The sequence below is a fragment of the Amycolatopsis acidicola genome (genome assembly GCF_007713735.2).
GTDB lineage: Bacteria > Actinomycetota > Actinomycetes > Mycobacteriales > Pseudonocardiaceae > Amycolatopsis_E > Amycolatopsis_E acidicola.
Genome location: NZ_VMNW02000002.1, coordinates 24,950 through 45,282, shown reverse-complemented (window position 1 = coordinate 45,282; position 20,333 = coordinate 24,950). Strand labels below are relative to the sequence as shown.

Sequence of the window (20,333 nt, the reverse complement as noted above, 5' to 3'; positions counted from 1 at the left end):
GAGTCTGTACCTCCGCCGCGCCCTCGCTGACGCTGGGGACATCACCCCAACGCCCAACCGGAGGCCACAGATGTCCTTGGAGAACACGACCGCACTCGTCACCGGAGCCACGCAGGGAATCGGCCGCGCCACCGCGGAACGGCTCGCCGCGGACGGCGCGCACGTCGCCTGCGCCGACATCCAGGACACCGCGGACACCGTCAAAGCCATCGAAGAAGCCGGTGGTTCCGCCGAGGTGATCGCGCTGGACATCCGCTCCGCCGGCGACTGGTCCGCCGCCGTCGAACACCTCGGCCGCGTCGACTACCTCGCCAACGTCGCGGGCGTGGTGAACATGATCAGCGAGGATTCCGTTGTGGGACTCACCGAAGAGGCGTGGGACCACGTACTCGGCACAGACCTGAAGGGCCCGTGGCTGGGCATGCGCGCGGTGATCCCCGGCATGATCACCCGCGGCGGCGGCCGCATCGTGAACATCTCCTCGCTCGCCGCGCTGCGCGGACTGCCCAACCTCGCCTCCTACAGCGCGGCCAAGGGCGGCGTCGCCGCGCTGACCCGCCAGGCGGCTTTCGAGTACGCCGAACACAACATCCTCATCAACGCGATCGCGCCCGGCACCATCGACACCCCGATCCTCGGCGACATCACCCCGGAAATGAAGCAGGCCAACGCGAACTCGCACCTGATCCGCAGGCTCGGCCGGGCCGCGGAGATCGCGTCCATGGTGGCCTACTTCTTCCGCGAGGGCTCCTTCCTGACCGGCCTGACCTACCCGGTCGACGGCGGCTGGTCCGCGAAGGGCAACTTCTGAGCCCGCCTGCGGTCGGCGGTCTTGCGCGGCGGGCCGAACCACCGTCGCAGCTCCGCGTCCAGGCCCGGCCCGCCTGCCCACACCACGTAGCCATCGGGGCGGACGAGCTGAGGCTCCGCGCCGTCACGGGTCTCGACGCGATCGGCCCAGCCTGCGGGCGGTGACGCGCCGACGAGCACGGCACGGCCGTCCGGCGCGACCGGGACATCGGTGGCGCGACCGAGGATGCCGGGGTAGGTGATCCCGATGCCCGACAGTTCCCACGCGATGGAGCGGCGGGCTTCGGGGACGGCCAGCAGTCCGGCGACGACCTCCCGGGCAGCCGCGGCGTACGGGTCGGGCATGCCGAGCCCTCCCTGCGCACGGGTGCTGAGCAGCGCGCGGGCGGCGACCGGGTGCCGCTCGTCGTGGTAGCTGTCGAGCAGTCCGTCCGGGGCGTGCCCGCGGACCTGCGCGGCCAGCTTCCAGCCGAGGTTCACCGAGTCCTGCAGGCCCAGGTTGAGCCCTTGGCCGCCGACCGGGAGGTGGATGTGCGCGGCGTCGCCCGCGAACACCACGCGGCCATGGCGGTAGCGCTCCAGCTGCCGTGCCGCGTCGCCGAACCGCGAGGCCCAGAGCACCTCGCCCACCTCGATCCCCGGCCCATGCGCGTCGGTCAGCGCCCGCTGCAGCTCGCCGGCCGTGACCGGCGCGTCGCGGGCAAGCCGTTGCTGCTCCTCGCCGCCGACAATCGCGCGGTAGCGCCCGCCGGAGAGCGGCAGCAAAAAACCCGATGTGCCCGCTGGGAGCTGCCAGCCGTCGGCGAGCCCGGCGGGCTTCCTGGCGAGCGTGACATCGGCGACGACCAGCGAGATCCGCGTCGGGGTGCCCGGAAACGCGGCCCCCAACAGCTTGCGGATCGTGCTGTGCCCGCCATCGGCCGCGACGAGCCACCCCGCGCGGTGGTCACGCCCACCCGCGGTGACGGTGACGCCTTCGCCGTCCTGCTTCACGGCGGTGACGGCCGCGCCGCGCAGTACCGGTGTGCGCAGCCGCGCCTCGATCGCCGCGGCCACGTGCGCCTGCTCGACACCGAGCTGGTACGGGAAACGCGTTGGCAGGTCGGCATAGTCGATCGGGATGCCCGAGAAATGCCCGGCGGGCAGCCGGGCTTCGATGTGCGGCTCGACCGCGGCGAGCAGGCCGCGGTCCTGAAGCACCTCGATCGACCGGGGCTGCAGGGCGAGAGCTTTCGACTGGGTGGTCGGCCGGACATCGCGTTCCAGGACGAGTACGTCGAGCCCGGCCCGCTCCAACTCGAACGCGGCCAGCAGGCCCGTCGGGCCGCCGCCCGCCACCAGGACGTCAGGCATCGAGTTGCTCCTTGCGGATGTACCAGACGTGCCAGGCGATCAGGCAGCCCAGCGCTGCCAACCACACCACGGTGGTGACCAGGGAAATGAGGTCGATCGGCAGCGTGTAGACGAGCACGACATGCGCTATCGCGTTGGCCAGCAGCACTGCACCCCAGGCGGCCGTGTTGATACGCAGTCCGCGCCGGAACCGGGAGTCGGTGTCCCAGCGGGCCGCCCACGCGGCCGCGCCCTCGGCGCCGCGCTTGACCTCGGCGATGGTGCGGCCCAATGTCAGTTGCGCCGGCCTGCCGACGACAACCGTGACCAGCATCCACGCGCCGAACAGACCACCCAGCGCGGCGGTCCACCCCTCCCGGATCACGAGGGTGCGCGGGTCGTCCGACAGCAGGCCGAGCACGACCGACAGCACCAGGACGCTCAACGTGACCAGCGCGACGAGGTCGACCCGGCGATGGCGGACGATGGTCCAGACCATATACGGCGCGGCCACCAGGACGCCGGCCATCAGGGACCACCACTGGCTCACGCCCGCGGCACGCAGGCCGTAGAACAGCGCCATCGGCACGACCACCTCGAACACGACGGTGAGCACGTTGGCGCGAACCACCCGGCGCAGGCCCGCGTCGGGCACGGGCTTCTCGTCGATCATCATGCGGGGTCCCCCTCGGGATCGGGTGCGGTCGCCCGCACGTACAGGCCGGCCAGCTCGCGGCCGAGGCGGGCGAGCTCGGTGGGGTCAGGCGGAGCGGCGGCAGCGGTGGCGACAACGGCGTCAAGGCCGGTCATCAGGGCGAGCGCCGCGGTCCGCGCGTCGAAGGGGCCGAAGACGCCCGCCGCCTGCCCTGCGCGGAAGTGTTCTTCGACCAGGGCGAGACGCCCATTGACGGCGGCGCTCTGGGCGGCGCCGTTCTTTACGATGTCGATCAGCGCCCGGACGGCGGCGGGGTGCTCGCCGACGAGCGCGACGTTCGACTCGACGTAGGCGCGCAGCTGGGCGACGTGCCCCTCGGCGGCGTCGATGCGCGGCCCCATGAACGCCCCGGTGACCTCCTCGATTTCGGCGACACATGCCGCGAGCAGGTCATCCTTCCCGGCGAAGTGGTAGCTGATCATGCCGGTACTCGACAGGCCCGCGTGCTTCGCGATCCGGGTGAAGGACGCCTTGGCGAAGCCGACCTCGGCGATCACCTCGATCGCCGCCTTCACGATCTGGGCGCGCCTGCCCGACTCCGTGAACGTTTTTGCTCGCATGAGCAAACTTTAGCTTGCTCAAGCAAGGTCGGGCAAGCCGCACGGCCTGAGGACGTGAATGGTGAGGACTGGAAGTCGCTCGCCCGAAGGGATGGACGAGAGAGGAGGCCCGCGAGCGCAATCGCACGGCCCGCCTCGGCAGGCTTACCGCTCTCGCGCGGCATCCTCCCCAGGCGGCGGTGCCGTGGCGGCCAGATGTTCGCGGAGCCGCTCGCCCCATCGTGGTGTCGATGGGCTTACCGCTCCGGCCCGACATGCTCCCCAAGCGGCGGCGCCGTGGCGGCCAGATGTTCGCGGCTCTGGTCGCCACGGCGTGGTGTCGATGGGCTTACCGCTCCGGCCCGACATGCTCCCCAAGCGGCGGCGCTGTGGCCGCCGGAAGACCGCGGCTCGCGTGGCCCGTCGTGGCGCCCGCGGGCTTACCGCTCTGGCCCGGCATCCACCTGAGGCACCGGCGCCGTGGCGGCCAGAAGATCGCGGAGCTGCTCGTGCGTCTCGTCGTTCGCTGGGGTGGCGAGCACCGTCAGCACGCCCTCCCGCAGAGCCGCGAGGTGCCTCGCGGTGGCGTCGGCCGCTAGGGCGGCGGCGCGGGCCGCTTCGGCGGAGGCTTCGGCTCGTGCTCGGGCTGTGGCTTCCTCCGCGGCGCGGGCACGCCCGGCCTCGATGTCCTGCCGGAGCGCGGAAACGGTGGCCTCATGCTCGTCGCGTAGGGCTGCCACTCGTCGTTCGTGGTCGGCCTGCAGATCGCGGTGCAACCGGTCGCGCTCCTGACGGTCCTGATCGCGCAACTCGGCCAGTTCGCGCCGGTGCGTCTCGGCGAGCTGGCGCAGATCGGTTTCGAGCGCGCGGGCTCGGGCGTGAGCGGCCTCCGCTTCGGTGCCGCGGGCGGTGACGTCGCGCGCGAGTTCTTCGATGCGCTCGGCGGCCTGACGTTGTTCCGTACCGAGTTGCTCGACCTGCGCCTGCAGGGCCTCGGCTTTTCCTTGTGCGGCAATACGATCCGCCGTCGCCTGCTGAGCCGACGCCCGGTCGCGCGCAGCTTGCTGCACCGCTTCGGACGCCGTCGCCTCCGCCTTGCGGGCTGACTCTTCGGCGGACACGGCGCGCTCGTCAGCGTCGGCGGCGTGTGCTTCCGCCGCGGCGGTGCGCTTCTCCGCGGCCTCGCGGGCGGATTCGGCCTCGGCGACCGCCTCCCGTGCCGCGGCCACCTCTTCGTCGAGCCGGGTGTCGAGGGTGGCCAGACCGTGTTGCAGGGGCGTGATCGCGGCGAGCGCGGCCGACACGTCACGCCCGAACCCGGCGAGATCGAGCCCCGGGAACGCCGCGCCGTAGGTGGCGTGGATGACCTGATCAGCTTCGTCGAGCCGGGCGCAGGTGACCTCCCGCCCCTTCTCGTCGACGGCCCACACGTGATCACACGTGTCCGCCGTCCGGCCGCGCCCGCCGAGACCCTTGCGCGGGTACCTCCGGCAGAACCGGCACACGTCCGGATCCCCCGGCGCCTCCCGCTGCCCGTCCGCGTCCCGGCGCGGTGGCGCGGGCGGCTTCTCGCCCGATTCGGGGCTCTGACCGGCGGTTTCTTCGTCCACTTCCAGCACTCCGCCAGCCTAGCACTATCTCATTCCTGATTAAGATTGACTCTTTCACAATCACTAATAGATAAGAGACAAACCCTCGATAATCACGGTTATCGCGGCCAGCCTGCGCTAGGATCGACCGAACGACCCCCGAGACGCGATCCGCGAACGAGGGGGCCGAGAGTGGATCCGTACAGCCGTGATCGTCACGGTGACGAATAGGCGCCGAGGGGTTGGTCGGGATCGAAGAGTCCACGGGAGTCGAACTGGCGCCCTACGAACCACGCGCCCTCCCCGCCCGGGCGCCCGACGCCGCCGCCCTCGCGAGCCTGCTCGCCGAACTCGTCGACGAACTGCCCGCGCTCCCGCCCGAAACCCCGGGTGATCGCTACGGCGTCCGCCCCATCACGCGGGCCTGGCTGCGCCACATGAAAAGCCACCAGACCCGCCGCTCGTACTGGCGCGGGCTGTCGCTGTGGCTGTCCTACTGCGGCTGGCACCGCGTCGACCCGCTCGGCGCGCGCCTCGCCGACGTCAAGGACTGGATCGCCGACCTCGAACCGGGCAGTCCCGCCACCTACAACGCGCGGCTGGCCGCCGTGTCCGCCTGGTACGGCGAGCTGATCGACAACCGCGTGCACGACGACAACCCCGCCCGCCTTGTCGCCCGCAACAAACGCGATCCCACCGAATCACTGACGCGCGCCCTCACCCGGGACGAACTCGTCGCGCTCCTCGGCTACGTCCGCGCCCGCGCCGCCCGCCTGAACAGCGAAGCCGCGCTCCGCGATCGCGCGATCCTGGAGATCATGGCGACCACCGGGGTGCGCTCGGGCGCGATCCTGCACGCCCGGCTCGGTCACGACGGCGACCTCGGCATCGACCAGGGCCACCGGATTCTCCGCTACGTCAACAAAGGCGGACGGCGCAAGAAAGCCGACATCCTCGGCGAAGCCCAGACCGCTCTCGACAACTACCTGCGCGCGCGATCCGACCGCGAACGACTCCCGGCCGGGGAACTCGACGGCTGGCTGTTCGCCACCGGCACCGGAAAGCCGCTGACACAACGGGATCTGGCCAACCTCCTGCACAATGCGGCCCGCGGCGCCGGCCTCGACGCGCCCGAAGACGTCGTGCCGCACTCCCTGCGCCACAGCGTCGGGTTCCTCGGCTACGAAAACGGGGTGGCGCTGGAGGATCTGTCCGACCTGCTCGGTCACGAAAGCGTTGCCACCACGCTCATCTACGTGCGCCGCACGAGGCGCCGCCAGACCACCCAGCTCCTCGCGGACCTCACCAGCGGCGAAACCCCACAAACGCCCGCACCCCAGGAAACCGGCCGGCACCTCCGGATCGTGCAGGAAGGCTAAGCAAGCTCCCTGGAGACGTCCCAGCCGAGGTCCGTCAGGCGGGCGAACGCGGCCTCCACCCCGGCGCGTCCGGGCCCGTCCGCGTCGGCCCAGGTCGACCAGTTCAGCGAAAGGTCCAGCGACAGGAACCCGCCCTCGTTGCCGATCTCGACCTCCATCGGCGCGGTCTCGGAGTTCGTGGCGAGCGGACCCGCCACCCACAGAGCCTCAGCGGCGTCCTCGACCGGATACCGGATCGTGCCGTTCCCATAGGACACAACGAGTTCCCCGTCGTGCACGCTGTCGGCGACGCCGGCAGGCAGGCGGACGCGCGTGGCTTGGACGAAGAGCTGAGACCAGCCCGGCAACAAGTCCTCACCCGCGCACCGCTGCGCGGCCAGAAGCCCGCCGATCCACCCGAGGACCGATTCGCGGTCGAAGCGTTCGCACCGCTCCTCCCTGGTCCCGGTCCAGAGCTCCCGCGTCGCCACCAGCGGCGGCAGGTCGGCGACCCGCAACTGGTGATACCCGGCGGGTTCCAGGGGATAGCCCGTCGCGGCATCACAACACGCGAGAACCACATCGGCCGACAACGGCGCGAAAACGCCGTCCGCCAAGGTAAACAGCGCGCCAATGGCCGTCGCCGCGGCGCCCAGCTGATCAGTGCCGGACCGGTCGAGTTCAGCGTGCAGCACCGGCCGTCCCCCGGTCCTGATCCGCACCTCGCTCATCGCCGCCCTCACTGCCTCGTCCACGTCGTCCCCTGCCGGTTGTACACAACCAGCCGCCCGGTCGCCTCGTCGACCAGCGTCACGCGATCGAGCAGCAGGTGAGTCGCCACGGACGGCAGGCGCGCGGCGAACTCGTCGTAGAAGTTCGAAGACCTGATCGGTGTCCCGTCCGGGCGCAGGAGCCGGGTCGTGCCGTCCGGATCGATCTCGAGCACCGTTCCCTTGGTCTGCCTCGTCCCGACGTCGAGGGTGAAGTGGATGACGACCTGCGGGCTTCCCGGCACCGGCAGGCCGTCCCGCTGACGCGAGGCCACCTTTTCGGACGCGTGCCGCACCTTCCCGCTCAGATCACTGGGCTGGGTCGCCTTCTTCAGCAGCGCCCCGACCTCCACCTGCGCAACGACCGTGCCGTCCGGCGCTTTCACGGCGAAGTCGAACTCCTGCGCCGGTTGGTCCGTGCCCGGGCGCTTCGGCGCGGTGGCTTCGAGTCCGATTTGGACGGTCTTCCCCGGGTTCTCGTCCACGGTCCGCCGCGCGTCACCCAGCTCGTTGCCCGCGTCCGCCAGTTCCGCGTCCGATTTCGTCCCGTTGAACTCGAGCCAGTCCTTCACGCCGGTGAGGCGCCCGGTTTCCTGCAGAGCCAGGGCCTTCTCGAGCTCGTCCAGCAAAGCGGGAGTGGCGAACCGCGCGAGCTGCGCCGCCGTGAGCCCGCCGGCCTGGGTCGCCTCGGGCCACCCCGCCCGGGAGAACACGTCCGCGAGGCGTTCGAGCGCGACCCCATCAGCGACGCTTCCCTTGCCCAGCAACGCGTTCAACTCGGCACCGGACTGGTACCGCGACAGCAGCCTCCCCAGCTGCGCCGCGTCGGTGATCTTGATGTTGTTGAGCAGGGAGGACAGCTCCCCGACGTTCCCGATCTTCGGGTTCGTCCGGAGCGCGTCCAGCGAAGCGAGGTCTTCGGTCTTGCCCTGGCTCGCGGCCGGCGCGGAGTCGGCCAACCGTTGTTGCAGGGCCGGGGCATCCGGGACCTGACTCGCGGGCTGGGTCAGCGCGCTGCCGGTGCCGGGCTGGTCCGGCAGCGCGTCCACCTGGTCGATGACGATCTTTTCGCCACCCCGCGCGGCGATCGCCTGGCCACCGCGGTTGATGGCCGAGGTGAACGGATTGCTGACGTCTCCCGAGGTCAACGCCGTGTAGCCACCGTCCGGCCTGGCCGCCAGCGCCGGAAATTCCTGGCGCAGCGGCAAGCTGGTCAGCTCGTCGTCGGAGAGGCCGGCGATCGAGTCCGGCGCCAGCACCGCCGTCACCGGCGTCGTGTCCACCTGGACCCCGTGGGCTTGCGCGTAGGCCTCGGCGGCGGAGTCGTGGGTGGCGGGCGACGCCTGGTCGCCGGCATTCGCCTGCGCAGCCGCGTCCTGCATGCTCTGGCCCGCGGGGCGTGTGTCGGCGGGCAGCTGCTGGACGGACGGCTGCGCGGTGGATGACTGGATGAGTGCTTCGATCTGCTCTTGCAGCGCCGTGATCGCCTGCGTGAGCAGTTCCCGGTACTGGGCCAGCGCCGACGTCCGCTCGGAGTCCAGTTCGCTCTTTCGCGCGTCGAGAGCGTCCTGGTCCGCTTTGATGGAATCGCCCTCGTCGGCGATCTCGTTGGCTTCCTGCTGCAGCTGTTGTTTCCGCCCGTTGAGCTCCGCGGCTTCGGCGTTGAGGGCGTCCGCGATCGCCGGCGGCGCGCCGCCGGGATAGGCGGCCACCCGCGCGTTGTGCGCGTTGATCTGCTGTTCGTTGGCGTCCAGCTCGGCGAGCACGGCCTGCGACCGCTGGTTGTAGGCGGCGGTCCGCTGGTCCACTGTGGACTGTTGCGCGTCGAGTTCCGCCTTGCGCTGCGGCAGCGCGTCCAGCGTTGTCTTCACCGCGGCGATCTGCTGGTTGAGCTCCGCCGAATAGTCACCACTGGGTTGCAGGGGCACGCCGTCCGCCGACGCGACGCCGGTTCCGGCGCTCAACGCGAGCAGCACGGCGATCACGAGCGGAACGAGACGCCGCCACGAACGCACGGAATCCATCGCTCAGCCCGCCACTCGCGCCAACGCGCCGTCGGCGATCTGTTTCGCCGGTGTCCGCCCGTTGCCCGCCTCGCACACGGCCACTTGAAACAGAACCCGGCCCTTGAGCCGCGCCTGCCGGTAGCAGGCCCAGCCGTCCGCGGCGTCCTGTGCCGCTGTCCAAACGAGGGCGTCCGCGGACGACGATTCCACGGAATAGACCCACGACGAACTCCGGCCGGGGTCCTTCCGCACGGCGGACGGGCATTTCCCGATCCCGTCCTCGAGCCTGCCGAACGCGGCCGCGGCGGTGTCGTGCCCCGGGTACAGGCCGACGACCTGCGTCACCGTGTGCGCGGAATCCTGGTAGGTCGTCGAGAGAAACGCTGTCCATTCCCGCGCGTACACGGACTCGCTCGCCGGACCGACCGCGATCACGCAGGTATCCGGTTCGGCGGACAACGCGGCCGAAGGCGCGCTCGCGGTGGCGCCCTGGGCGAGCGAACTGCCGACGACGACACTGGCTTCGTCCCGCGACAACACCGTCGCCTGGACCGTGCCCTGCACCACGAACGACGGCGGGTCGGCGCGCCGCGCCACCACCCACCACACGACGCCCGCCACCACCACCGCGGCGGCGACCACGATCGCGATCACCTTCCACGGCCGACGCCGCGGAGCACCGGGCGTCTCACCGGGTTCTTCGTCCTCTGACAGGGAAACCTGGGTCGTCGCCACGCGCTACCCCCTGATCGCGCCGAAACCGTCGGATGTCAGGTTCCTCCCGGTACGGCCGGAAAGCCAGCACTTGACCTCTTGCTGTCACGAACCGCTCACTCCAGGGTTTCCCGCTCCGTGGCGCCAGGATCGTGGCGCAGAGCCTGCGCCGGCACGGTCGTGTCATCCGGGCAGGGGCGCAGGGCGGTGAGGATGTCCTGCGGCGAGGTGAGCAGATTCGGCTGATGGTCGAGCAGGAGCTGCTGTGCCGCGGTGAGCTGGTGCACGGCCACGGCCCACTCGACCTTCACGATCAGGAGCGCGCCGACCCGGATCACCGCGTCCTTCGTCGAGTGCAGGGATCCCAGCACCGGGCCGAGGTTCTGCATCATCGTCGCGGTCACGGTCGCGTCCTGGGCGAGGGTGACGCGGGAGTCGAGGGCGTGCGCCGCCGCCGTCGCGGCTTCCTTGGCCAGCGCGGAATCGGCGGCACGGGCGCGCATTCGCCGGAACCACGAGCCCAGCACGGGATCCTCGCGTTCGACGATGTCGCCGCCCGCTCCCTCGATCAGCTCCTCCACCGCCGCCTGGACCTCCCGGTGGGCGGTTTCGTCACCGAGGTAGATCGTCACCGGGAACGTCGCGACCGCGGTGAGGACGCCGATTCCGCTGTCCCGCACCGATTCTTCCGGCGACCGCAGCCGGTAGCCGAGCCCCCGCACGCTTTCCAGCCGCGCGGCCGAGCCCAGCTTCCGGCGCAACCGGCCGACCACCGCGTGCACGACGTTGTCGGCAGGAGCGTCCGCCGAGCCCCATGCCTCTTCGAGCAGAGCCCGCGGCGACACGACTTGATCCGGCCTGGCCGCTAGCGCCTCGAGTACCGCGTATTCCTTCCGCGTCAACGTGAGCAGGGCGCCCCGCACGCGCACTTCGCGGTCTTGCAGGTCGATTTCGAGATCCCCGAGGACGCGCCTCGACGGGGCCGCGAGCGTGCCCGAGCGGCGGGCGAGAATCTGCACCCGCGTCAGCAGTTCGAGGGTGGAGAACGGTTTGCCCAGGTAATCGTCCACCTGCCGGAGCAGGGAAAGGGCCACGCGGTCGGTCAGCGTGTCCCTCCCGGTGAGCAACAGCACCGGTATCGACCCGGCCCGCACGGGCAGCAGCTCGTCGACGACGACCAGGTCGTAGCCGGTGATCTCCCCGTCCGGTAAGGCGCCGACGGCGTCGACGTCCATCCCCGCTCCCCGCAGGGAATCCTCGACGGCGGACCGAAGCGCGCCCTCGTCCGCGATGACCAGCACACGCATGTGGCCTCCTGACTCCAGCGCCGTCACGGTACCGGTCCAGCCGGTCACTCGTCGCCGTAAAACACGCCGGTGCGGCGCAGGACGACCCACTGCTCCCCCGGCCGGTTCGCGACCACCGGGTACCAGCGGGGCGCGAGCGCGGACGTCAGCTCGGCGCCGCGCGCGATCAGCGTGCTCACCGCGGGCTCCCCGACGACGATCATCGCCGAGAAGTCCAGGTGCGCCATCAGGAAGTCCTCGGTGACGCCGAACTGCGACTCCAGCACGGTCGCCACGTCGTGGCCGGTGTCGGGCGTGGACCGGACATCGCCGACCTCGGGCACGTCCGCGGGATCGACCACCACGTCGTCCTCGTCCTCGTAGTCCTCGTCTTCGTCCTCGTCACGCTGTTCGGACCACACGTGCTTGTCCAGCCGCCAGATCGCGGAGGTCAGGTCGTCGGCCTGCTCGTCGGACATGATCAGGGTGACCGAACGGCCGTCGGTCAGCGTGAACGTCAGCTCCGCCTCGGGAGTCCCATTGGTCCCCGGCTCGGCCTCGACGTGCCCGGCGACCTCCCCGCACAACACCGACTCCGCCGGGCTTTCGTGGCCTGCCCCCAGCGACGGCAGGTTCGCGGCCATGTCCAGCACGCACCGCGCGGCGGTCCAGAACGCGTCCTTGTCCGTGAACTCCGTGCGGCTGCGGGTCAGTTCGCGGCCGAGTGCGAATGTCTCGACGTGCGCGCTCACCGTCCCGCGGCCGTTCTCCCATCGCGCGGTGACCGTGACCTGGTTCGCCAGCCGCCTGCGGTAGTTTTCGATGGGGCCGCTCCTGAACAGCTCCCATCCGTTGACGGTCTCCGGCCACGCGTCGTCGTCCACGAAATGCACCCTTTCCCCGCTATTGTCCGGTACTTCCGTTACCGACGCGGGTGCGGGGAAGATCGTTCCACGGCGGTGGAATTCGCCGCCCCCGCTGGTCAAGGAGGGGGCATGGCTCCGGAGCCCTGCCGCCGGTGTGTGATTTCCCGTACACTGAACGGCACGGTTCAACCGGAAGCCGTCGCCGACGTACATCCCGCGCCGCCGTCCAGGCGGGCTCCGCGACCGCTCTTGATCGGCTGTCCCGTACCCGCTGCCGCGGCGGCCCCAGGAGGCGCCACCCGTGACAGCCGCACGATTCTCGCATCCGCTGACCATGTTCCCGGGCCAACGCGGCGGTGAACCCCTGTGCCCGCACCGGCTCCGGCTTTCGGTGCGCAGGCCGCGTCCGGACACGGCCGTGGTCACCGCGGCCGGCGAGCTGAGCCGCGACACCGCGCCGCGCCTGACCGAGCTGCTCACCAGCAGGCTGCGCAGCGCCCTGTGCCGCGTCGTCCTCGATCTGTCCGAAGTGGACATCCTGGACGCCGACGGGGCTTCGGCGATCTCGCTGGCCAGGCTGCTGGCCCGCCACCGGGGCATCGTGCTGGACGTCGTGCCGCCCGTCCCCGTCGCCGCGGCGCCTCCTCAACGGAAGCAGGACCGATGAACGAATACGTACCGGTACGGCGGGCGGGCGAACCGCCCGAACCCTGCACCTCCCTCCCGCCAGAGCCGCTGTCCCTGCTGACCGAGTTCGCCGAACGGATGCGCCCGGTGCTCTCGCCGGGCTGGGCCACGCCGGGCACCTGGAAACCGGCGGTCTGGATCCAGGAGACCGACCTGACCTTCGTCTTCGAGGTCGACCTTCCCGGCGCGCGCTGCGCCGACGTGGTGGTCGAGCTGAGGGAACGGGACCTGTGCGTCAGCGGCGAAGTACCCGAGCAGGGCTGCGCGCGGCGATGCGGGCGGTTCTGCTACCGCAGCACCCTGCCCCTGAGCGCCGACCCGCGGACCATTCAGGCGAACCTCGACCACGGGGTGCTCACCATCGCCGTGGACAAGATCGCCGGCGACTGAGTCAGCGCCAGAACACGGCCAGCAGCACAGCCAACGCCTGCCCCTGAGCGAAACCCGCCTTCGCGGCCGGGCCGCGCACCGCGGGGTCGAGCGGGTTGATCCCGAGCGCTTCCAGCGACGCCTCGTCCGGCTCGACCACCGTGACCGTGCTGCCTTCCGCCCGCAAGGCGGCCACCTGGTCGTCGAGCTCGTGCACGTCCGGCACCGTCATCGCCTTCAGCACCAGCACCCGCTCGCAGCCGGAGGCGAGGTCCGCGTTCTCCATCGACCGCACCCCGCCGTCGATGTAGCGGGCGCCGCCGATGGTCACCGGCGGCCACGTGCCCGGGACGGCGCAGCTCGCGGCGACCGCGTCCACCAGGCCGACCCCGGATTCGCGGTCGAAGACCCGCGGTTCGCCCGTGGCCGCGTCCACCGCCACGATCCGCAGGTCGGTCTCCGGCCAGGCGTGCACGGGAAGCCGGGCTTCGATCACCTCACGGCGTTCGGCCTCGGACACCGTCGGCGCGGCGAGCGCGAGAGCCCCGATCCGCCTGCGGAGCGCGGCCGGGTCCGTGTCCTCCTGGAGCGCCGCGCCGAACATCTGCTCGGCCACGGCCGGATCCAGATCCGCGACCAGTTCTCGCGTCTGCAGCGCGGGATCCGCCTGCCTGTCGTACAGCTCCTGCAGCGGCACGCCGCTGGTCAGCTGCGCCGCGACGGTGGAACCGGCGGACGTCCCGATCACCCGGTCCGCGTCGGCGGCCTGCACGCCGCTCTCACTCAGCCCGGCCAGAAGCCCTGTCTCCCAAGCGATCCCGGCCACGCCGCCGCCACCGAGCACCAACCCACGCCGGGTCATGACCCTCCGCTTCCGGCCGAGGCCACGAGGGTTCCGTTCACCTCGATCAGCCAGCGGCCACAGACGCAGCGATGGTACCGAACGGCGCCGTCCGACGAACTGTGGCCGGAACGGGCGATCAGCTCGGCGACGGGGCAGCCACAGGAGGGGCACTGGATCGGCATGCGTCCAGCGTGCTGTAATGACCAAGTGCATTTCAACCCTTACGGCGGCGCGGCCGCGCAAGTGGCCGCCGGACTGGTCAACCTCGGCGACGCGCCGCCGGCCGAACTGCTCGCGATGATGCGCGAGGCCGGGATGTCGATCAGCGCGCTCTCGGCGGCCGAAGCCGCCGACGCCGTCGCCTGGAGCGCACGCCTGCGGCCGGTCTTCGAAGCGTCCGATGTGGACACCCGGGTCGCGCTGGTCAACCAGCTGCTGGCCGATTCCGCTTGCCGTCCTTACGTTTCCCGGCACGACGGGCTGCCGGCGCATCTGCACTACGCGAGCGAGCAAGCCGGGCGGGCACAGCGCACCCGCGCCTACACCGCGGGCGGCCTCGCCCACCTGGTCTGCGAGGACCCGGACCGCATCGGGGTCTGCGCGCGCGAGGGCTGCGGACAGGTGTTCGTCGACACCTCCCGCAACGGCCGCCGCCGGTTCTGCTCCACGCGCTGCGCGACCAGGGTGCACGTGGCGGGACACCGGGCCCGGATAGAGTCGGGGACATGAGCAAGCGCTTAGTGGCGATCGGGGACTCCTTCACCGAGGGCGTGGGCGACGACGACCCGGCCCGGCCGAACGGGGTGCGCGGCTGGGCCGACCGGGTCGCCGAGCAGCTGGCGGCCGGAGAGCCGGACTTCCGCTACGCCAACCTCGCCATCCGCGGCAGGCTGCTCGGCCAGGTGCTCGACGAGCAGCTCGAACCCGCGCTGGCGCTGGAGCCCGACCTGGTCACCCTCTACGCTGGCGGCAACGACCTGATGCGCCCCAAGGTCGACATCGACGCGCTCACCGCGTCCTACGAAGACGCGGTCGCCCGGCTCGCGGCGACGGGCTCGACGGTGGTGCTGTTCACCGGTGTCGACGGCGTCGAGGACCCGCTGTTCCGGAAGATGCGCGGCCGCACGGCCATCTACAACGAGCACATCCGCGTGCTCGCCGCCCGCCACGGCGCGCTGGTCGTGGACATGTGGGCCATGCGCCGGCTGCGCGACCGGCGGATGTGGTCGGCCGACCGGCTGCACCTCAACGCCCTCGGCCACACCGAGGTCGCGATCGCCGTACTCGACGTGCTCGGGGCGCCGCACAAGCTCGCGCCCGCCGAACTCGGCCCCAAACCGTGGGTGGATCCCAAGCGCCGGCGCGCGGAAAACCTGAACTGGGCGCGGGAACACGCGCTGCCGTGGATCGGCAGGCGCCTCCGCGGCGAGTCCTCCGGCGACACGGTCAGGCCGAAGCGCCCGGCCCTCGCGCCGATCGCCCCGGCCTGACCCCGGCCGGGCGCAGCCCGTCGAACACGATCTCCAGCGTCCGCTGCCGCAACGCGGGGTCGTCGCCGAGGTGCTCGGCCGCACGGGAAGTGCCGACCATCAACGCGATCAGCTCGGTGACGCCGACGTCTTCACGGACAGCGCCCGCTTCCTGCGCGCGGCTCAGCAGAGCGTGCAACGCCTCCCGCACGGCGGCGCCGACTTCCGCCCCGAGGCGCGGCAGGCGCGCCCCGGCCGCAGCGAGCGCGTCGGCGTAAGCGTTCTTGGTCGCGGCCATATCGGCCCATTGGCTCAGGAACGCGAAGAACGCCGCGCCCGGCTCGTCGGCCTCCGCCCACGCGGCGGCGTCGGCGGCGAAGCGGCGCATCCGCTCCAGCAGCACGGCCTCGAGCAAGGCCTCCTTCGTGGGGAAATGGCGGAACACCGTGCCCACGCCGACCCCGGCCTCCTTCGCCACCTCCTCGGTGGGCGCGCTCGTCCCGTCGCGCGCGAACACGGTCTCCGCGGCCTCGAGCACCCGCGCGCGGTTACGCCGGGCGTCGGCACGAAGAGGTTTCGGTTCAGGCACGCCCGGAATCGTATGTCCTGGTGAACGGGCCCCGGCGGGCGAGCGCGGAAAGTGATTGTCCCTCCCGCCTGGACATCACCCGATCCGTGAGTCATCTTGACCCCCAGAGTGATCCCAGTCACAAAGGAGTGACCATGGCTCTCGACCCCCACGAAGCCGACAAGGTGGTCAAGGCACAGGAGACCGAGAAGCGGACCCAGGTCCGCCGCGCGGCGTTCGCCAGTGCCATCGGCACCACCATCGAGTGGTACGACTTCTTCCTCTACAACACGGCCGCGGCGTTGATCTTCCCGCACCTGTTCTTCCCCGCGTCGAGCAGTTACGCGGGCGCGATGCAGTCCTTCGCCACGTATGCGGTCGGGTTCGCCGCGCGCCCGGTCGGCGCGGCGATCTTCGGATACTGGGGCGACCGGATCGGCCGCAAGGTCACGCTCGTGGTGACCCTGCTGCTGATGGGCATCGCGTCCGGCCTGGTCGGCGTGCTGCCGGGCGCGGCGACGCTCGGAATCGCCGCGCCGATCCTGCTGGTGGTGCTGCGGCTCGTCCAGGGCATCGCGATCGGCGGTGAGTGGAGCGGCTCGGTGCTGCTCGCGATGGAATGGGGCAACCAGCGCAAACGCGGGCTGCTCGGCAGTTTCGCGCAGATCGGCGTGCCGGTCGGGCTCGTGCTGGGCACCGGCGGGATGACACTGCTGTCGGCGGTGCTGTCGGACTCCGCGTTCAGCTCCTGGGGCTGGCGGATCCCGTTCCTGCTCAGCTTCGTGCTGGTCGCCGTCGGGCTGGTGATCCGGTTGCGGATCCTGGAAACCCCGATGTTCGCCGCCGTCGTCGCGGCGAAGCGGGTCTCGCGCAGCCCGGTGGTCGACGCCGTCAAGCACCACTGGCGCGAGATCCTGTTGTCCGCGGGCGTGCGCTTCAGCGAGCAGATGCCGTTCTACCTGTTCACCAGCTACGTGCTCGTGTACGTGGTGGCGCAGCACCACTACTCGAAGACGTTCGTGCTCAACGCCGTGCTCGTCGCGGCGGCGCTCGAGCTGTTCACGATCCCGTACTTCTCGCAGCTGTCGGACAAGTTCGGCCGGAAACGGGTCTACCTCACCGGCGCGGTGCTGACCGGCTTGATCGCGTTCCCGTACTTCGCGCTGCTCAAGACCGGCGGGCACGTCGTGATCTTCGTGGCGGTGATCGTGTCGCTGCTCGCGCACGCGCTGCAGTACGGTCCGCAGGCCGCGCTCATCGGCGAAAGCTTCCCGACGCACCTGCGCTACGGCGGCGCCGGGCTCGGGTACCAGCTCGCGTCGGTGTTCGCCGGCGGGCCCGCTCCCCTGCTCGCGACCTGGCTGCTGCAGGTCACCGGCACGCCGTACTCGATCTCGGCGTACATCGTGCTTTCGGCCGTGGTGACGGTGTTGTGCGTGGCGGCGCTGAAGGACCGCTCCCGCGCGGACATCACCGACGACGCCACCTACGCCCGCACGTGACTGCCGGTTTCCCTTACGGCACAAACGAAAGCGCCCCCTCGCCCGGTATGGGAGAGGGGGCGCTCGCGCTGTCGGCTACTGCTGCGGCGGCTGCGGGAACGGGCCACTGCCCGGGCCCTGCTGACCCGGCTGTCCCGGGTTCTGCGGCGGCTGCTGCGTCGGGTACGGGCTGATCGGCGGCGTGTAGTGCTGGCCAGGGTTGCGCAGCGGCAGGTTCGGGTTCTGCTGCTGCGCCTGCGGCGGTGCCGGCGGCGCGGGCGGCGTCTGGGGCGGCTGCTGCTTGACCGTCTGCGGGTCTTCCGGCTCCGGCGCGGCGGGCGGCTCGTCGATCGGCGCCGGGGGCGTGGAAGGCTTGCCGCGCAGGATGTTCGACGCCGGGGGCGCCGGGCTGGTCGCCGAACCCAGCGGACCCGGAACCTCCTGGCGCGCCACCTTTTCCGCCTCCCGCACCGCCTCGGCGATCCGCGGGTCGGTGGAGGTGTCGAACCAGGACGAGACCTCGTCGTCGTCGAAGGTCGGGGGCTTGACGCCCTCGTCGGAGGGCTGCTCGTAGCGGAACACGCCGTCGTCGTCCTGCTTGGCGAACGCGCGGGCGAACTGCTGCAGCGCGTTGCCGTAGTCGCTGGGCACCAGCCACACCTTGTTCGCGTCGCCCTGCGCCATCTGCGGCAGCGTCTGCAGGTACTGGTAGGCCAGCACCTCCGGCGTCGGGCGGCCCGCCTTCACCGCGGCGAACACCTTCTCGATCGCCTTCGCCTGGCCCTGCGCCTGCAGGTAGCGGGCGGCGCGTTCACCCTGGGCACGCAGGATACGGGACTGCCTGTCCGCCTCCGCGGCCATGATCGTGGCCTGCTTCTGGCCTTCCGCGGCGAGGATCTGGGACTGCTTCTGGCCCTCCGCCGTCTTGATCGCGGCTTCCCGCTGACCTTCGGCGTTGAGGATCATCGCGCGCTTCTCCCGGTCCGCGCGCATCTGCTTCTCCATCGAGTCCTGGATCGACGGCGGCGGGTCGATCGCCTTGAGCTCGACGCGCGCGACGCGGATGCCCCAGCGGCCGGTGGCCTCGTCGAGCACCCCGCGCAGCTGGCTGTTGATCTGGTCGCGGGAGGTCAGCGCCTGCTCCAGCGTCATGCCGCCGACCACGTTCCGCAGCGTGGTGGTGGTCAGCTGCTCGACACCGACGATGTAGTTGGAGATCTCGTACACCGCGGCGCGCGAGTCGGTGACCTGGAAGTAGACGACGGTGTCGATGGAGACCGTCAGGTTGTCCTCGGTGATCACCGGCTGCGGCGGGAACGAGACCACCTGCTCGCGCAGATCGATCCGGGCGCGCACCTTGTCCAGGAACGGAACCAGGAAGTTCAGGCCCGGCGAGGCGACGGTGCGGAATCTGCCGAGCCGCTCGATCACCGCCGACTGGGCCTGCGGGACCACCATGATCGCCTTGGCGATGGTGATGATCACGAACAAGGCGATGACCACAACGACTATGACGGCTGCGGTACCCAACTTCTCTCCCAGTCTGCAGGTTGCTTGCTCATAGGTCCGGGGACACCACGGCCGTGGCGCCCGCTATCTGTACCACGGTCACCTTGGTGCCGGGTTCGATGCGCTGTCCTTCGGCGAGGCTGCGCGCGCTCCACACGTCGCCGCCCAGCTTCACCTGGCCACTGTCACCGTCCACGGCGGACACCACGACGCCCTTGGAGCCGACCAGCGCCTCGGTTCCCGTCTTGATGTCGGGGCCGTGCAGGAACCGGCGTTTCAGCGCGGGGCGCGCCAGCCACAGCAGCGCCGCCGACGCCACCCCGAAGACGATCACGTCGATGATCACGTTCCCGGTGATCAGCGCCGCGCCGGCGCCGAAGAGCGCGCCGCCGCCGAGCATGAGGAGGACCAGGTCACCGGACACGACCTCGGCCGCCATGAGTGCGACGGCCACGACGAGCCAGATCAGCGCCGGTGTCATGGCGCCTATCGTGGCAGAAAGTGACCATTGGCAGCCAGTGGAGCACTCGAAGTGACCATTGCGTGACCTTCGGCCGGTCAGTCCCGGGGCACGGTGACGAAGTCGATCAGCCGCTCCACGGCCCCGATCAGCGGGGTCTCCAGGTCGCGGAAACTGGACACCGCGCCGAGCACGCGCTGCCACCCTTCGTAGGTCTCGCCCCAGCCAAGGGCCTCGCAGATCCCTTCCTTCCACGGCAGGCCGCGCGGGACCTCCGGCCAGGCCGTGATGCCGACCGCTTCGGGTTTCACCGCCTGCCAGATGTCGACGTACGGGTGCCCGGTGACGAGCACGTGCTCGTCCCGGATCGCGTCCACCAGGCGGGATTCCTTGCTGCCCTTGACCAAATGGTCGACCAGCACGCCGAGGCGCCGCTCCGGGCCGGTGCCGAACTCGTCGATCCGGTCGGCGAGCACGTCCACCCCGTCGAGCGGTTCGACGACGACGCCTTCCACGCGCAGATCGTGCCCCCACACGCGCTCGACGAGCTCGGCGTCGTGCTTGCCCTCCACCCAGATCCGCGAGTCCTGGGCGGTGCGCGCCTTGAGGCCCTGCACTCGCACCGAGCCGGAAGCCGACATCGTGCGCGCCGGTTTCGCCCGCGCCTTGGGCGGGACGAGCGTGACGGGCTTGCCCTCCACCAGGAATCCGGCCGGGCTGAGCGGGAACACGCGGTGCTTGCCGCGGCGGTCTTCGAGGACGACGTTGCCGTATTCGAGGCGGACGACCGCGCCGCAGAAACCGCTTCCCGGCTCCTCCACCACGAGCCCGGCCTCCGCGGCCACCTCGGGGATCTTCCGCTTCCGCTTCCGCGGCCCGGACAGGACGTCGTCATAGGAGTGGGATCGCACGATCGGGCACGGTAGCGCCGCCGCGGCAGGCAGGTCTCGGCGACGCGCCG

21 protein-coding genes are annotated in these 20,333 nt (G+C 70.9%); 7 read left to right on the top strand and 14 right to left on the bottom strand.

Translation table 11 applies throughout. From position 1 onward, the window contains the following. Positions 1-70 precede the first annotated feature (70 nt). Positions 71-811 carry an SDR family NAD(P)-dependent oxidoreductase gene (locus tag FPZ12_RS01830; RefSeq protein ID WP_144753537.1) on the top strand — a complete coding sequence of 247 codons (741 nt, stop codon included), beginning with the start codon at positions 71-73 and terminating at the stop codon, positions 809-811. Here the strand turns inward: FPZ12_RS01830 and FPZ12_RS01825 are convergent. From FPZ12_RS01825 to FPZ12_RS01810, 4 genes are all read right to left on the bottom strand, one after another. After that, the gene (locus FPZ12_RS01825; protein WP_144753534.1) at positions 769-2,163 is read right to left on the bottom strand and encodes an FAD-dependent monooxygenase; all 1,395 of its coding nucleotides are present in this window, start codon (positions 2,161-2,163) and stop codon (positions 769-771) included. The two genes, FPZ12_RS01830 and FPZ12_RS01825, sit on opposite strands and share 43 nt — an antisense overlap. Next, positions 2,156-2,818 carry a VC0807 family protein gene (locus FPZ12_RS01820; RefSeq protein ID WP_144753531.1) on the bottom strand — a complete coding sequence of 221 codons (663 nt, stop codon included), beginning with the start codon at positions 2,816-2,818 and terminating at the stop codon, positions 2,156-2,158. Before FPZ12_RS01820 ends, FPZ12_RS01825 begins: the two co-directional genes overlap by 8 nt. Continuing rightward, positions 2,815-3,417 carry a TetR/AcrR family transcriptional regulator gene (locus FPZ12_RS01815; protein ID WP_208025701.1) on the bottom strand — a complete coding sequence of 201 codons (603 nt, stop codon included), beginning with the start codon at positions 3,415-3,417 and terminating at the stop codon, positions 2,815-2,817. The genes FPZ12_RS01820 and FPZ12_RS01815 overlap by 4 nt, the downstream gene beginning before the upstream one ends. 419 nt (positions 3,418-3,836) lie before the next feature. Beyond that, positions 3,837-5,015 (bottom strand): coiled-coil domain-containing protein, encoded by a 1,179-nt coding sequence (locus FPZ12_RS01810; RefSeq protein ID WP_243769625.1) that lies wholly within the window; start codon positions 5,013-5,015, stop codon positions 3,837-3,839. A 212-nt stretch (positions 5,016-5,227) separates the two neighbouring features. On the opposite strand from FPZ12_RS01810, the gene FPZ12_RS01805 reads away from it, so the two are divergent. Next, positions 5,228-6,364 (top strand): tyrosine-type recombinase/integrase, encoded by a 1,137-nt coding sequence (locus FPZ12_RS01805; protein WP_243769624.1) that lies wholly within the window; start codon positions 5,228-5,230, stop codon positions 6,362-6,364. On the opposite strand, the gene FPZ12_RS01800 is transcribed toward FPZ12_RS01805, so the two are convergent. The 5 genes from FPZ12_RS01800 to FPZ12_RS01780 all read right to left on the bottom strand — a co-directional run bounded on the left by FPZ12_RS01800 (position 6,361) and on the right by FPZ12_RS01780 (position 12,003). Continuing rightward, positions 6,361-7,098, bottom strand: coding sequence for a hypothetical protein (locus FPZ12_RS01800; RefSeq protein ID WP_144753524.1), 738 nt, complete (start codon positions 7,096-7,098; stop codon positions 6,361-6,363). The two genes, FPZ12_RS01805 and FPZ12_RS01800, sit on opposite strands and share 4 nt — an antisense overlap. Then, complete coding sequence (locus FPZ12_RS01795; protein ID WP_144753521.1) at positions 7,083-9,137, bottom strand: hypothetical protein; 2,055 nt, start codon at positions 9,135-9,137, stop codon at positions 7,083-7,085. The genes FPZ12_RS01800 and FPZ12_RS01795 overlap by 16 nt, the downstream gene beginning before the upstream one ends. Before the next feature lie 3 nt (positions 9,138-9,140). Continuing rightward, positions 9,141-9,854, bottom strand: a complete 714-nt coding sequence (locus FPZ12_RS01790) for a sensor domain-containing protein (protein ID WP_144753518.1) — start codon at positions 9,852-9,854, stop codon at positions 9,141-9,143. A gap of 95 nt (positions 9,855-9,949) precedes the next feature. After that, entirely contained in the window at positions 9,950-11,140 is a 1,191-nt protein-coding gene (locus FPZ12_RS01785; RefSeq protein WP_144753515.1) for a response regulator transcription factor, read from the bottom strand. A gap of 44 nt (positions 11,141-11,184) precedes the next feature. Then, on the bottom strand, positions 11,185-12,003 hold the full coding sequence (locus tag FPZ12_RS01780; protein ID WP_243769623.1) for a hypothetical protein: 819 nt from the start codon (positions 12,001-12,003) through the stop codon (positions 11,185-11,187). Between the two features lie 283 nt (positions 12,004-12,286). On the opposite strand from FPZ12_RS01780, the gene FPZ12_RS01775 reads away from it, so the two are divergent. Together FPZ12_RS01775 and FPZ12_RS01770 are read left to right on the top strand one after the other, a co-directional pair. Further along, positions 12,287-12,652, top strand: coding sequence for an STAS domain-containing protein (locus FPZ12_RS01775; RefSeq protein ID WP_144753509.1), 366 nt, complete (start codon positions 12,287-12,289; stop codon positions 12,650-12,652). Continuing rightward, positions 12,649-13,062 (top strand): Hsp20/alpha crystallin family protein, encoded by a 414-nt coding sequence (locus tag FPZ12_RS01770; protein WP_144753506.1) that lies wholly within the window; start codon positions 12,649-12,651, stop codon positions 13,060-13,062. The genes FPZ12_RS01775 and FPZ12_RS01770 overlap by 4 nt, the downstream gene beginning before the upstream one ends. 1 nt (position 13,063) lies before the next feature. Here FPZ12_RS01770 and FPZ12_RS01765 read toward each other — a convergent pair whose 3' ends face one another. After that, complete coding sequence (locus FPZ12_RS01765) at positions 13,064-13,903, bottom strand: patatin-like phospholipase family protein (protein WP_144753503.1); 840 nt, start codon at positions 13,901-13,903, stop codon at positions 13,064-13,066. Between the two features lie 189 nt (positions 13,904-14,092). Here FPZ12_RS01765 and FPZ12_RS01760 point away from each other — a divergent pair, with 189 nt between their 5' ends. Together FPZ12_RS01760 and FPZ12_RS01755 are read left to right on the top strand one after the other, a co-directional pair. Then, entirely contained in the window at positions 14,093-14,614 is a 522-nt protein-coding gene (locus FPZ12_RS01760; RefSeq protein ID WP_144753500.1) for a CGNR zinc finger domain-containing protein, read from the top strand. Further along, positions 14,611-15,375, top strand: coding sequence for an SGNH/GDSL hydrolase family protein (locus tag FPZ12_RS01755; RefSeq protein WP_208025700.1), 765 nt, complete (start codon positions 14,611-14,613; stop codon positions 15,373-15,375). Before FPZ12_RS01760 ends, FPZ12_RS01755 begins: the two co-directional genes overlap by 4 nt. Here FPZ12_RS01755 and FPZ12_RS01750 read toward each other — a convergent pair. Further along, positions 15,332-15,943 carry a TetR/AcrR family transcriptional regulator gene (locus FPZ12_RS01750; RefSeq protein ID WP_144753498.1) on the bottom strand — a complete coding sequence of 204 codons (612 nt, stop codon included), beginning with the start codon at positions 15,941-15,943 and terminating at the stop codon, positions 15,332-15,334. The genes FPZ12_RS01755 and FPZ12_RS01750 overlap by 44 nt on opposite strands. A gap of 134 nt (positions 15,944-16,077) precedes the next feature. Between FPZ12_RS01750 and FPZ12_RS01745 the strand changes: the two genes are divergently transcribed. Beyond that, positions 16,078-17,424: an MFS transporter gene (locus tag FPZ12_RS01745; protein WP_144753495.1), complete on the top strand. Its 1,347-nt coding sequence runs from the start codon at positions 16,078-16,080 to the stop codon at positions 17,422-17,424. Between the two features lie 75 nt (positions 17,425-17,499). Here FPZ12_RS01745 and FPZ12_RS01740 read toward each other — a convergent pair whose 3' ends face one another. The 3 genes from FPZ12_RS01740 to FPZ12_RS01730 form a co-directional block, all read right to left on the bottom strand. After that, complete coding sequence (locus FPZ12_RS01740) at positions 17,500-18,933, bottom strand: SPFH domain-containing protein (RefSeq protein WP_424923565.1); 1,434 nt, start codon at positions 18,931-18,933, stop codon at positions 17,500-17,502. 28 nt (positions 18,934-18,961) lie between these two features. Next, a complete protein-coding gene (locus tag FPZ12_RS01735) occupies positions 18,962-19,393 on the bottom strand; it encodes an NfeD family protein (protein WP_144753492.1) in 432 nt (143 codons plus the stop codon). Between the two features lie 77 nt (positions 19,394-19,470). Next, a complete protein-coding gene (locus FPZ12_RS01730; protein WP_144753490.1) occupies positions 19,471-20,283 on the bottom strand; it encodes a DUF3097 domain-containing protein in 813 nt (270 codons plus the stop codon). Positions 20,284-20,333: the final 50 nt, after the last annotated feature.

Bases quoted from the DNA above. Each gene is read 5' to 3' on its own strand.
- FPZ12_RS01755 (WP_208025700.1), top strand. From the start codon at position 14,611: ATGAGCAAGCGCTTAGTGGCGATCGGGGACTCCTTCACCGAGGGCGTG.
- FPZ12_RS01770 (WP_144753506.1), top strand. From the start codon at position 12,649: ATGAACGAATACGTACCGGTACGGCGGGCGGGCGAACCGCCCGAACCC.
- FPZ12_RS01825 (WP_144753534.1), bottom strand. From the start codon at position 2,163: ATGCCTGACGTCCTGGTGGCGGGCGGCGGCCCGACGGGCCTGCTGGCC.
- FPZ12_RS01735 (WP_144753492.1), bottom strand. From the start codon at position 19,393: ATGACACCGGCGCTGATCTGGCTCGTCGTGGCCGTCGCACTCATGGCG.
- FPZ12_RS01830 (WP_144753537.1), top strand. From the start codon at position 71: ATGTCCTTGGAGAACACGACCGCACTCGTCACCGGAGCCACGCAGGGA.
- FPZ12_RS01815 (WP_208025701.1), bottom strand. From the start codon at position 3,417: ATGCGAGCAAAAACGTTCACGGAGTCGGGCAGGCGCGCCCAGATCGTG.
- FPZ12_RS01765 (WP_144753503.1), bottom strand. From the start codon at position 13,903: ATGACCCGGCGTGGGTTGGTGCTCGGTGGCGGCGGCGTGGCCGGGATC.
- FPZ12_RS01745 (WP_144753495.1), top strand. From the start codon at position 16,078: ATGGCTCTCGACCCCCACGAAGCCGACAAGGTGGTCAAGGCACAGGAG.
- FPZ12_RS01820 (WP_144753531.1), bottom strand. From the start codon at position 2,818: ATGATGATCGACGAGAAGCCCGTGCCCGACGCGGGCCTGCGCCGGGTG.
- FPZ12_RS01795 (WP_144753521.1), bottom strand. From the start codon at position 9,137: ATGGATTCCGTGCGTTCGTGGCGGCGTCTCGTTCCGCTCGTGATCGCC.
- FPZ12_RS01785 (WP_144753515.1), bottom strand. From the start codon at position 11,140: ATGCGTGTGCTGGTCATCGCGGACGAGGGCGCGCTTCGGTCCGCCGTC.